The sequence below is a fragment of the Telluria sp. RT2P19 genome, assembly GCF_059685725.1.
In genome coordinates this window covers 104,037-115,160 of sequence record NZ_JCASIL010000019.1, presented here as the reverse complement: position 1 = coordinate 115,160, position 11,124 = coordinate 104,037, and the positions used below count along the sequence as shown (strand labels likewise).

The following is an 11,124-nucleotide window of genomic DNA, read 5'->3' as shown; positions in this document are numbered from 1 at the left end:
CCAGCTTTTTGAACCGGGGCGCCTTCACGATTCACTCCTATGGACGACGATAGGGGTTGGACCGCCGGGCAGCTCAACAGTTCAACGCTCATCCATATTTAACGTGTACATCGCCAAACAAAACGCCCCGTGCCGGAAACCGGGACGGGGCGCGCCTGGGTGCGTGAGGTGAGCGTTGGCCGATCAGTCGATCCAGTTCACGCGCTCGAACTTGTTGCGGAAATCCTCGGGCATGTAGCACACCTGGCTGGATTTATAGTTGTAGAAGACGAAGCCCGACTTGGCCATGGCGATGAGCGTCCGGTCGCGCGGGCGGGTGATGCGGAAGATCAGGTCGCCGCCGTACTTGTTGAAATCCATCACGCCGACTTCGAACAGCAACTGGTCGCGTCCATACGCTTCGGCGCGGTAGGTCGCAGCCAGGTCGGTGACGATGATGCCAGTGCCGTCGCGCTCGGTCTCGGCGACACCGAATTCGAACAGGAAGCGCGCCCGGGCTTCGGAGATCATCGCGATCATCGATTCGTTGCCAAGGTGATTGGCGGCGTTGATGTCGGTGACCCGTACTGTCAGCTGCGTCGAATAGTAAAACTGGTCTTCGGGAAGATTGAGTTGTAAGCGTGCCATCTGTTTATTCTAAACTCATTGCGGGGCACTGCGTCCAATTTTATGGATGGCTCCGCCACCCGTGAGTAAGTACAGCTCGCCTTCGGCATCCTGGCCGAAGGAGACGACGCGGCCGATATCGTCGATGTCCCAGTCGCGCTGTTCGGCGACGCCGCTGCTGTTGGCAAGGAAACTCTTCAGGTAGCCGCCGCAGAAATCGGAGTAGAAATAACGGCCCGCCAGCTCGGGCAGGGCGCGGCCGCGGTAGACGAAGCCGCCGGTGATCGAGCAGCCGTTGGCATTGCCCGTGCCGTGGTCGTATTCAAAGACCGGCAGGGTCAGGCCGGTGCGGTCGCAGGTGGACGCGCCGTGGCATAGCGTGCCTTCCATGGCGTTCCAGCCGTAGTCCACGCCGGCCTGGCCGGCGGCAACGATATTGACCTCTTCGCGCCGGTCCTGGCCGACGTCGGGCAGATACAGCCGGCCGCCATCGAAGCTGAACCGCCATGGGTTGCGCAAGCCAAAGGCCCAGATTTCGGGCCGGCGTCCGGCCATGTCGCGGTAGGGATTGCCGGCCGGGATCGTATAGGGTTGGGCCGTCGTGGCGCCCGCCACGTCGATGCGCAGCAGCTTGCCAAGCAGGTTCGACAGGTTGCGCGCATTGCCCTGCGGGTCGCCCGCGCCTCCGCCGTCGCCTGGCGCCAGGTACAGGTAGCCGTCCGGGCCGAAGGCGAGCTGGCCGCCGAAATGGTTTTGGTAAGTGGGGTGCGGGATGCGCAGGATCACCAGGCCTGACGTGGGATTGGCCGCCGTCGGGGTGGCGCCGGCGCTGAAGCGCTCGACCACGATATTGCGCTGCAAGTCGGTGTAATAGACGTAGAAATAACCGTTGCGATCAAACTGTGGATCGAAGGCGAGCGACAGCAGGCCGCCTTCGCCGCCGGTGGATACGCGCGCGCGGATGTCGAGGTAGGGCAGGTCGCGCGTGCTGCCGTTCTCGATGATGCGCACCCGGCCCGGGCGCTCGGTGACGAACAGCCGCCGGTCGCCGGGCGGCGCGGTGAGCCAGGTCGGATTGTCGAGGTTGGATGCAACCAGGGTAAGGGCGAGGCCGAGCGCGCCGGTGGCATAGCGCACGCTGGCGCTGGCCGACCGCGGCGGCTTGCGCGCCCGGCGTGGCGTGGTAGACGACGCCGCCGCTCGTCACCGGCGAAGCGGCGATGGCATAGCTGCCGGGCGCCAGGTTGCCGAGGGTTTGCGACTGCGTGAGGTCTTGCTGGTAGTTGGCGGGGCCGGTGACGCGCACGATGGCATCGACGCCGGCAGGCAGGCCGCTGACGCTGATGGCCAGCGATCCGGTGCCGGCCGGTGGTGTGACCGGCCCGGGTGCGCCGGGACTGCCGCCGCCGCCACCGCAGGCAAGCAGGCTCATACTGATGAGCAACGCTCCGAACAGCGACAGCATCTTTTGCCAATGCCCGATCTGCATGCCCGCCTCCATGAGGTAGTGTTCGCTTGCGCCATTGTGCCAGCGAATGCCGGCACTGCCGTGGCGCGCCGGCTACAAGGCGCCGCTCAGTCCTTGATGTCGGGCTCGACCAGTTTCTCCAGCTGTGCGAACGACTCTTGCCAGCCAAGGTAGCACAGCTCGGTCGGGATCTGCGGCGGAATGCCGTCTTGCGTGACGTGCACCTCGACGCCGCCCAACACCTCGCGCATGTCCACCGTGGTCTGCATCCGGCCGGGAAACTGCGGATCGTCGAATTGGGTCCAGTAACGTACGCGCTTGCCAGGGTCCAGCTCCAGGTACTCGCCGCCGAAGGAATGGCTGTGCCCGTTCGTGAGGTTGGTGAACGCCATGCGGTACCGGCCGCCGACGCGGGCATCCATCTCGTGGACCGTGCCATAGAAGCCGTACGGCGGCAGCCATTTGGCGTAGGCGCCGGCTGTGGTGAACGCGCGGTACAGGCGGTCGGGCGTCGTCTTGATCACGCGGTGCAGCGCGACGGTATTGGTGGACATGCTGATGATCTCCTTGTGTGGTAGCGGCAGAGGACGTTCCTCTGATACTACGACGAAGCAGCGGTCCAGGATTCGACATCGGCGCACGATTTTTGATGCACCAAACGACAAATGGTTTGGAACAGCACATATCGCGCCATCCCAAACCATTGTTTTTGCCCAATAACAGGCAGCTGACAGTGCTGGAAGCTTATTTCTTCGCTTCAACGCCCGGGGTCGCCGAACGTGCCAGGAAGGCCTGGGTCACCTGCGGCAGGTGATCCAGCAGCCAGGCCGCCATCGCCTTCTCTTGCTCCAGGATTTGCTCCAGCTGGGCCTGGGTCGCGGTATCGCCGACGGATTTCGCCGCCGCGATCAGCGCGGTATAGCTCGAGATCTCGACGTTCTCGAACACATAACCCGCCATGGCGCCCTTGACGACCTCGTCGCTCGCCGCCATGCCGCCCACGGCCTGCCCGAAGGCTGCGAGGCGGCCGCCGATATCCTTCAGGACCGAATTGTCGGTGCCGCGGCGGGCCAGGATCTCGTCGAGCACGCTATGCTGCCAGCGGGTCTCGTCGATGTGCTGCACGATGCGCGCGCGCAGCTCGGGATAGTGTTCGAGACGCTCGGCTTGCGCCGTCAGCATCTGCTCGGCCTGCTTTTCCATCGCGTGGGCATCGCGCAGCCAGTCGTTGAAGTTGTCGTCTGCAGTCGTCGTCATGATTCCTCCGTGAATGTTTGTACAGGTGGCGTTGTCGCCCTGCCGATACCTTCGCAGAGTTAAGTAATCATGTTTGTTAAGTGCTACACACTGACGCTGAATCCGGCGCACCGGATCTTCATTTTCGAGATGGCGCGCGTGTGCGCGTCTTGCTGACGATGCCCGACGGGTCGATCAGCACGACGAACTCGGCAAATTGTCCGCCGCCGACCGGCGACTGATAGACCCAGGCCTCGTAGCCGCTGTCGAAGCGTACGTTTTGCGTCGGGCCGAAGGCGGCCAGCAGTTCGGCTTTGGTGGTGCGCCCAGCCACCACGGTCGCGGCCAGCCGCTCGGCGGCGACGACGGAACCCGGCGGCGCCGGCTGCGTCACGCAGCCGGACAGCAGCGCCGCGCCTAAAAGCAGGCCCAGCTTCATGGCGCCACCTCGCCTGGCGCGTCGACCATGTACGCGAATTCGACCAGCGTGTCATCGGGCCAGCTCGCATCCCATAGCGGCACATAATAGGTGCGGTCGAGCAACACCTGGCAATCGCAGAAGGGCAGCATGTCGGGAGTCTGGTCGCCGCCGGCATACAGCATATTGAAAGGCAGGGTTTTGACCCGCTCGCCCGCACGCAGGGTGACCGCGAAGATCGGCCGTTCGGCGAAGAACAGGTAGTTGCCATCCGGGCTGGTACACACGCCCTCGGGCGTGTTCAGGGCGTCCGAGATCCAGCCGAACAGCGGCGAGCTGTTCGACACCAGTCCGGCCTCCTTGCCGACCCGGCATTCGAGGCGCAGGTCGCCCAGGCGCCGCGTGCCGGCCGGCAAGCCGGGCGTTTCAATGCGCGCGCGCCAGGTCATGCTGGCGGTCTTGCGGCTGGCGAGCACGGCGGCGTCTTCCTGCAGGGCCTGGGCATTGCGTGGCAGGACGAAATAATTGTGTTCGTCGATCTCGACCGGCACCGACACGGTATCGCCCGCGATGCGCAGCGTGATGCCGCGCATGTCGACCGACGGCAGGCGCGGCAGCAGCTGGAAGCGCAGGGTGGCGTTGGGAGCGAAGGCGCGTTCGCGTTCGAAGCGCTCCATCCCCCTGATCATTTTTCGGTAGGACTTGTCGACCGGATCGCGGGTGGACTTGACGGTGACGGTGCTCTGCCCGGCGGCATGCGCAGGCAGGCACAGCGATGCCGCCATGAGCACGGAGCCCATGGCGACTGACGCGGCGACGCGGACGACGTGCCGCGCGCCCATCTCACCAATACCGGACGCGGCCGGTATCCATGTGGACGAACTGCGAGCTGGCGTAGTAGCCCACGCCGCCGCCCTTGAGCGACATCGCCGCTTTTTGCAGCGTGCGCAGGTCGGTGCCCGGCAGGCGGATGTCGATGGCCTTGCCGTCCATGTGCAGGCTGCGCTTGGCGACGCCGCCGCTGCCGTGGCTGCGCAGGAAGGCGTTCGACTCGGGTGCGCGGTAGCCCGAGATGATGTGCAATTCCTTGCTGTTGTCGAGCTTGCCATTGAGCTGGCCGAGCAGCAACAGCAGTTCAGGGTCGATTTCAGCAATCTTGTTGCTGCGGTGGTCGCGCAGCACTTTATTGATGTCTTTCAGGGCATCCTGGTCGAACTCGCCTTCAGCCCAGAACGTGCTCTTGAGCTTCTCGCCAGTGTGCGTGTTATAGAAACGCAGGCAGCATTCGCCGGACAGGATCCCGGTGTTGGCTGATGTATTCTTGGCAAGGGTTGGAAGGGCGAGGGAGGATGAAGCGAGGAGGAGTGAGCTCTTGAGGAAGGAGCGTCGTTGAATCATTGAAGGAAGTCCTTACGCTGGTTCATTGAACCGTCAATGATACGCCCATTACGCCGATCGTGCAGATAAAGTGAAGGAAATTGCGGCAAATCGGCTACGATGTCAAGTGTTCAATGTTTTTAAGGAGACATCATGGTGCCGAGTATGATCCCGAAGTGCGTGAGCTTGACACTGGCCCTGGCCACCACGCTGGCGTCGGTCGGTGCGACCGCCATCGCGCAGGAAGTGACGCCGGTCGACAAGCCGCCGCTCGCCAAGGGCTGGAAGCTTGAAACCGTCGCCACCGGCGCCCCGCAACCCTGGGGCATGGCCTGGCTGCCGGATGGCCGCATGCTGGTCACCGGCAAGCAGGGCAGCTTGCATCTGTTGAACGGCAAGAGCTTCCAGCAAATTCCTCTCGACGGTTTGCCGAACCTGTACACCAGCGGCCAGGGCGGCTTGCTCGACATCGTGGTCCATCCCGCCGATACGACGAATCCGCGCATCTACATGACGATGTCGAGCGGCACCGATGAAGAAAACCGGACCGTGCTGGTGCAGGGCGTATTCGACGGCAAGCGCGTGACCGACATCAAGCAGCTGTTCGCGGTCAACCTCGGCAAGAGCGGCGGCCAGCACTTCGGTTCGCGCCTGTTGTTCTTGCCTGATAACACGCTCCTGATGAGCATCGGCGATGGCGGCAATACGCCCCAGCGCATCGGCAATATGCTGGCGCGCGACCACGCCCAGAGCCTGGCCTCGCACACGGGCAAGATCCTGCGCCTGACGGATGCCGGCCAGCCGGTCGGCCAGGGCGCATTTGCGGGGCAGGCCAATGCCCGTCCTGAAATCTTCAGCTACGGCCACCGCAACGTGCAGGGCCTGGCACGCGATCCAAGAAGCGGCCGCGTCTATGCCAACGAACACGGTTCGCGCGGCGGCGACGAGATCAATGTGATCGAGGCAGGCAAGAACTACGGCTGGCCGCTGCAAAGCTACACGCTGGACTACGGCACCCGCGAGCCGATCGGCATGAAGGTAGTGCCGGGCACGGCGCAGCCGATCGTCGTGTGGACCCCGTCGCCGGCGCCGTCGGGCCTGGCTTTCTATACGGGTAAGGCTTTCCCGCAGTGGCAGGGCAGCCTGTTCAGCGGCAGCCTGGCCGGCCAGGACGTGCGCCGCGTGCAGCTCGACGCCCAGGGCAAGGTGACGGCCCAGGAGTTGCTGCCGGTGGGCAAGCGCGTACGCGACGTGCGCCAAGGCCCGGATGGCCAGCTGTATGTATTGACCGACGAAGCCAAGGGAAGTTTGCTCCGGATTGTTCCTCGCTGAGGTCGCGCAGTGATGCGCGGCGCATGAAGTGACGCCGGCGCGGTGTATGCAAGCGTATTTTTGTTTGTTGGCAACGTGAAACCTGCCTAGAATGAATATTGGGCAAGGCGCGTCTCCCGAGGCGCGCCTTGCCGTTTCATTCCCGTCCTTCCCCGACTTTTCCAGGAGGAGCAGCATGGCAGTTTCCGTTCGTCGCAGCATCCAGTTGGCGGCAGCATTCGCGCTCGCCACCGGCGTATCTTCGCTCCACGCCGCGCCAGTGAAACCGGCCGCCGCGCCGGACATCCCGATCCCGGATATCAAGTACACCAAGTTTACGCTCAAGAACGGGCTGACCGTGCTGGTGCACGAAGACCGCAAGACGCCGGTGGTGGCGATCAATACCTGGTACCACGTCGGTTCCAAGAACGAGAAAGTGGGCAAGACCGGCTTCGCCCACCTGTTCGAACACCTGATGTTCAGCGGCAGCGACAACTTCAACCACACCTACCTGAACGCGATGGAGCGCATCGGCGCGACCGACCTGAACGGCACCACCAACCAGGACCGCACCAATTACTTCCAGAACGTGCCGACCTCGATGCTCGACTACGCGCTGTTCGCCGAGAGCGACCGCATGGGCCACCTGCTGGGCACGGTCGACAAGAAAAAGCTCGACATCCAGCGCGGCGTGGTGCAGAACGAGAAGCGCCAATACGAAAACCAGCCCTACGGCATCGCCTGGGAACTGCTGACCACCAACACCTACCCGGCCGGCCACCCGTATTCCTGGACCGTGATCGGCAAGATGGAAGACCTCGACGCGGCCTCGATGACCGACGTGCAGGACTGGTTCAAGCAGAACTACGGCCCGAACAACACGGTGCTGGTGCTGTCGGGCGACATCTCGCCCGAAGAGGCGCGCAAGAAGGTCGAGCAATACTATGGCGCGATCCCGCCGGGCCCGCCGCTGGCCAAGCATGACGCCTGGATCGCCAGGCGCAGCGGCACCCACCGCACGGTGGCGCAGGACCGCGTGCCGCAATCGCGCGTCTACCGCACCTGGAACGTGCCCGGCGCCCATACGCAAGAAGAGGCGCTGCTCGACCTGGCCGCCCGCGTGCTGGGCGGCGGCAAGACTTCGCGCCTGTACAAGCGCCTGGTGTACCGGGACCAGCTGGCCACCAGCGCCACCGCGAGCGACAGCTCGTCCGAGATCGGCGGCCAGTTCAGCATGACCCTGACCGCGCGTCCGGGCGGCGACGTCGCGCAGATGGAAAAGGTCGCCGACGAAGAGCTGCGTGCGCTGATGAAGAGCGGCCCGACGGACGCCGAACTGCGCCTGGCCAAGACCGCGATCCTGGCCCAGTACACGCGCATGATCGAGCGCGTGGGCGGCTTCGGCGGCAAGAGCGACCTGCTGGCCTCGTGCGAGACCTATACCGGCAATCCGGATTGCTACAAGGTCTACCTGCAGCGCATCAAGGATGCGACCCCGGCCACGGTCAGGAAAGCGATGAACGACTGGCTCGGCGACGGCGACTTCGTGCTGCAGATCGATCCGTTCCCGACCGGCCTGGCCGCCAGTGCGCCCACCCTCAACCGCAGCAAGGCGCCGGAAACCGGCAAGGCGATGTCGCTCAAGCTGCCGCCGATGCAGCGCACCACGCTGTCGAACGGCCTGAAAGTCGTGCTGGCCGAACGCCATGAAGCGCCGGTGGTCAACCTGCAACTGCTGGTCGACAGCGGCTACGCCTCGGACAGCGCCGACATGCCCGGCGTGGCCAGCCTGGCGCTGCGCATGCTCGAAGAAGGCACGCGCACCCGCAAGTCGCTGCAGATCGGCGAAGAGCTGGAAAGCATAGGCGCGAGCTTCGGCGCCAGCACCAACCTCGATGGCGCCTTCGTGGGCATGAACGCGCTCAAGGCCACCTTGCCGCAGGCGCTGAACCTGTACGCCGACCTGGTGCTGAACCCATCCTTCCCGCAGAATGAGTTCACGCGCCTGCAGCAGGACCGCCTGGCCGCGATCGCGCGCGAGAAGGCCGATCCGCAGTCGATCGCGATCCGCCTTGCGCCGGCGCTGCTGTACGGCCAGGACCACGTGTACGCCAAGCCGGGCACCGGCAGCGGTACCGAGGAAGCCGTCAAGCGCATGACCCGCGCCGACCTGGCCAAGTACCACGCGACCTGGTTCAAGCCGAACAACGCCACCCTGCTGGTCGTGGGCGACGCCACGCTGGCCGAGATCAAGCCGCTGCTCGAGAAGGCGTTCGCTTCGTGGAAAGCGGGCGACGTGCCGAAGAAGGCGATCGCCGAGGTGGCGCCGCGCGCCGCGCCGGTGGTGTACCTGGTCGACCGTCCGGGCGCGCTGCAGAGCGTGATCCTGGGCGGCCAGCTGGCGCCGCCGCGCAACAGCGCTGATGCGCTGCCGCTGGAACTCGTCAACGACGTGTTCGGCGGCACCTTCAGCTCGCGCATCAATATGAACCTGCGCGAGGACAAGCACTGGTCGTACGGGGTGCGCAGCCTGGTGTCGCCGGCGATCGGCCAGCGCCAGTTCATGAGCATCTCGCCGGTGCAGACCGACAAGACCGGCGACGCGCTCAAGGAACTGGTGGCCGAGTACCGCAATATCGCCGGCGCCAAGCCGATCGCGAACGACGAGCTCAAGTTCGCGCAGGACAATAAAACCCTGCGCCTGCCGGGCAGCTTCGAGACCGCGGGCCAGCTGGCCGGGGCGTATTCGACGATCCTGCAGTACGGCCTGCCAGAGGACTACTACAATACCTTTACCGAGAAAGCGCTGGCGCTCACGCCGCAACAGGCGAATGCCCTGGCGGCGCGCAGCTTCGTCGCGCAGCGCCTGGTGTGGGTGGTGGTGGGGGACATGGCCAAGGTCGAGAAGGACATCCGCGCCCTGAACCTGGGCGAGGTACGCCGGATCGACGTGGACGGCAAACCACTGCCGTAAATGTCATCATGACGGCCTGCCCGGCCTGTGCGCCGGACAGGCCGGGTTTCGGGGACACTATCGGCAGGAGGACTGCCCATGGACCAACAACTCACCCTGGACCCGGCGCATACCGCGCTGGTCCTGATCGATCTCCAGAACAGCAACGTCAAGCATGACCTTGCGCCGCACAGCGCCGAGGACGTGGTCGGCAACTGCGTGCTGCTGGCGCAAGAAATGCGCGAGCGCGGCGGCCTGGTCATCTACGTGCACGTGCTGTTGAACGAATTGCCGCAAGTGCCGGCCGATGCGCCGCTGCGGCCGCAGGGAGCGCCGGCGGCGCCACCGGATGCGTCATGGCTGGCGCCGGAGGCCGGCGTCGAGGCGCAAGACCTCGTCATCGTCAAACGCCAGTGGGGCGCCTTCTATGGGACCGAACTCGAGCAGCAACTGCGGCGGCGCGGCATCGATACGCTGGTGATGGGCGGCATCGCCACCAATTTCGGCGTCGAATCGACGGCGCGCGCGGCCTACGATCTTGGCTTCAAGCTGGTGTTCGCCGAGGATGCGATGAGCAGCTTCGAGGCGGACGCCCACCATTTCGCGTGCGGTACGATGTTCCCGAAAATGGGGAGGGTGCGCGCCACGCGCACCCTGATCGACGTCTTGCAGGCGGGGACCGGCGCCGCGTGACGCCGGGCGCTGATGGTCAACCGGCGCGCTGGATATCGGCCGTGATCTCGTAAGCCCGCAGGCGCGCCGCGTGGTCGTAGATCTGCGACGTGATCATCAGCTCGTCGGGCTTGGTCTTTTCGATGAAAGCACGCAGCTGGTGCGCCACCGTCACGCGCGAGCCGATCGCCGAGCACGACAGCACGCTGTCGAGCATCATGCGCTCGGGCAGGTCGAGCGCTTCGAGGTAGCCGCTCACCGGCGGCTTGAGCTTGGCCGGACGGCCGGTGCGCAGGTTGACGAAGGCCTGCTGCATCGAGGTCGCCAGGAAGTGCGCTTCCTGGTCGGTCTCCGCGGCGAACACGTTAAAGCCCAGCATGATGTACGGTTTGTCGAGCTGTTCCGATGGACGGAAGTTGCTGCGGTACATATCGATCGCCTGCATCATCATTTGCGGCGCAAAATGCGACGCGAACGCATACGGCAGGCCGAGGTGCGCCGCCAGCTGTGCGCCGAACAGGCTGGAGCCGAGAATCCAGACCGGCACGTCCAGGCCGGCGCCAGGCACGGCCTGCACCGGGCGGCGGGTCGAACCGGCGAAATAATCCATCAGCTCCACGACGTCTTGCGGGAATTCGTCGGCATCCGATGCCAGGTTGCGGCGCAGCGCGCGCGCGGTGGTGTGGTCGGAACCGGGCGCGCGGCCCAGGCCGAGGTCGATGCGGCCTGGATGCAGCGCCTCGAGCGTGCCGAATTGTTCGGCGATCACGAGCGGCGAGTGGTTCGGCAGCATGATACCGCCGGCGCCCACGCGGATGCGCGAGGTGCCGGCCGCCACGTGGCCGATCAGCACCGCGGTGGCGGCGCTGGCAATGCCCGGCATGCCGTGGTGTTCGGCCAGCCAGAAACGGTTGTAACCCCAGCGCTCGCCATGTTGAGCGAGGTCGAGCGAGCGTTGGAACGAGGTGGCCGCATCGCTGCCTTCAGCGATCGGCGAGAGGTCGAGTATCGAGAAAGGAATCATGGATCCATGATACGCCGATGGAAAAAAACGCGTGCGCGACCACCCAAAAACGCCGCGTC

At 64.9% G+C, this 11,124-nt stretch carries 11 protein-coding genes; 3 read left to right on the top strand and 8 right to left on the bottom strand.

Annotated features, from left to right (window positions below; translation table 11 throughout):
* Window positions 1-183 precede the first annotated feature (183 nt).
* The 7 genes from AC56KW_RS20900 to mepK form a co-directional block, all read right to left on the bottom strand.
* Entirely contained in the window at window positions 184-627 is a 444-nt protein-coding gene (locus tag AC56KW_RS20900) for a thioesterase family protein (RefSeq protein ID WP_497172599.1), read from the bottom strand.
* A 15-nt stretch (window positions 628-642) separates the two neighbouring features.
* Window positions 643-1,743, bottom strand: coding sequence for a PQQ-dependent sugar dehydrogenase (locus AC56KW_RS20895; RefSeq protein WP_497172598.1), 1,101 nt, complete (start codon window positions 1,741-1,743; stop codon window positions 643-645).
* 438 nt (window positions 1,744-2,181) lie between these two features.
* Window positions 2,182-2,628 (bottom strand): SRPBCC family protein, encoded by a 447-nt coding sequence (locus AC56KW_RS20890; protein ID WP_497172597.1) that lies wholly within the window; start codon window positions 2,626-2,628, stop codon window positions 2,182-2,184.
* A 190-nt stretch (window positions 2,629-2,818) separates the two neighbouring features.
* Window positions 2,819-3,331: a ferritin-like domain-containing protein gene (locus AC56KW_RS20885; RefSeq protein WP_497172596.1), complete on the bottom strand. Its 513-nt coding sequence runs from the start codon at window positions 3,329-3,331 to the stop codon at window positions 2,819-2,821.
* Between the two features lie 118 nt (window positions 3,332-3,449).
* The gene (locus AC56KW_RS20880; RefSeq protein WP_497172595.1) at window positions 3,450-3,749 is read right to left on the bottom strand and encodes a hypothetical protein; all 300 of its coding nucleotides are present in this window, start codon (window positions 3,747-3,749) and stop codon (window positions 3,450-3,452) included.
* The gene (locus tag AC56KW_RS20875) at window positions 3,746-4,528 is read right to left on the bottom strand and encodes a hypothetical protein (RefSeq protein WP_497172594.1); all 783 of its coding nucleotides are present in this window, start codon (window positions 4,526-4,528) and stop codon (window positions 3,746-3,748) included. The genes AC56KW_RS20880 and AC56KW_RS20875 overlap by 4 nt, the downstream gene beginning before the upstream one ends.
* Before the next feature lie 43 nt (window positions 4,529-4,571).
* Window positions 4,572-5,126 (bottom strand): peptidoglycan L,D-endopeptidase MepK, encoded by a 555-nt coding sequence (gene mepK / locus AC56KW_RS20870; protein ID WP_497172593.1) that lies wholly within the window; start codon window positions 5,124-5,126, stop codon window positions 4,572-4,574.
* 132 nt (window positions 5,127-5,258) lie between these two features.
* Between mepK and AC56KW_RS20865 the strand changes: the two genes are divergently transcribed.
* The 3 genes from AC56KW_RS20865 (at window position 5,259) to AC56KW_RS20855 (ending at window position 10,062) form a co-directional block, all read left to right on the top strand.
* On the top strand, window positions 5,259-6,437 hold the full coding sequence (locus AC56KW_RS20865; protein WP_497172592.1) for a PQQ-dependent sugar dehydrogenase: 1,179 nt from the start codon (window positions 5,259-5,261) through the stop codon (window positions 6,435-6,437).
* Between the two features lie 175 nt (window positions 6,438-6,612).
* Window positions 6,613-9,390 (top strand): M16 family metallopeptidase, encoded by a 2,778-nt coding sequence (locus AC56KW_RS20860; RefSeq protein ID WP_497172591.1) that lies wholly within the window; start codon window positions 6,613-6,615, stop codon window positions 9,388-9,390.
* Between the two features lie 78 nt (window positions 9,391-9,468).
* Window positions 9,469-10,062, top strand: a complete 594-nt coding sequence (locus AC56KW_RS20855; protein WP_497172590.1) for an isochorismatase family protein — start codon at window positions 9,469-9,471, stop codon at window positions 10,060-10,062.
* A 16-nt stretch (window positions 10,063-10,078) separates the two neighbouring features.
* Here AC56KW_RS20855 and AC56KW_RS20850 read toward each other — a convergent pair whose 3' ends face one another.
* The gene (locus AC56KW_RS20850) at window positions 10,079-11,065 is read right to left on the bottom strand and encodes an LLM class flavin-dependent oxidoreductase (protein ID WP_497172589.1); all 987 of its coding nucleotides are present in this window, start codon (window positions 11,063-11,065) and stop codon (window positions 10,079-10,081) included.
* Between the last annotated feature and the right edge of the window lie 59 nt (window positions 11,066-11,124).

What these genes read in the sequence shown, in the direction of transcription:
- AC56KW_RS20850 (WP_497172589.1), bottom strand. Translation starts at nt 11,065, where the DNA reads ATGATTCCTTTCTCGATACTCGACCTCTCGCCGATCGCTGAAGGCAGC.
- AC56KW_RS20860 (WP_497172591.1), top strand. Translation starts at nt 6,613, where the DNA reads ATGGCAGTTTCCGTTCGTCGCAGCATCCAGTTGGCGGCAGCATTCGCG.
- AC56KW_RS20875 (WP_497172594.1), bottom strand. Translation starts at nt 4,528, where the DNA reads ATGGGCTCCGTGCTCATGGCGGCATCGCTGTGCCTGCCTGCGCATGCC.
- AC56KW_RS20880 (WP_497172595.1), bottom strand. Translation starts at nt 3,749, where the DNA reads ATGAAGCTGGGCCTGCTTTTAGGCGCGGCGCTGCTGTCCGGCTGCGTG.
- AC56KW_RS20890 (WP_497172597.1), bottom strand. Translation starts at nt 2,628, where the DNA reads ATGTCCACCAATACCGTCGCGCTGCACCGCGTGATCAAGACGACGCCC.
- AC56KW_RS20885 (WP_497172596.1), bottom strand. Translation starts at nt 3,331, where the DNA reads ATGACGACGACTGCAGACGACAACTTCAACGACTGGCTGCGCGATGCC.
- mepK (WP_497172593.1), bottom strand. Translation starts at nt 5,126, where the DNA reads ATGATTCAACGACGCTCCTTCCTCAAGAGCTCACTCCTCCTCGCTTCA.
- AC56KW_RS20865 (WP_497172592.1), top strand. Translation starts at nt 5,259, where the DNA reads ATGGTGCCGAGTATGATCCCGAAGTGCGTGAGCTTGACACTGGCCCTG.
- AC56KW_RS20900 (WP_497172599.1), bottom strand. Translation starts at nt 627, where the DNA reads ATGGCACGCTTACAACTCAATCTTCCCGAAGACCAGTTTTACTATTCG.
- AC56KW_RS20855 (WP_497172590.1), top strand. Translation starts at nt 9,469, where the DNA reads ATGGACCAACAACTCACCCTGGACCCGGCGCATACCGCGCTGGTCCTG.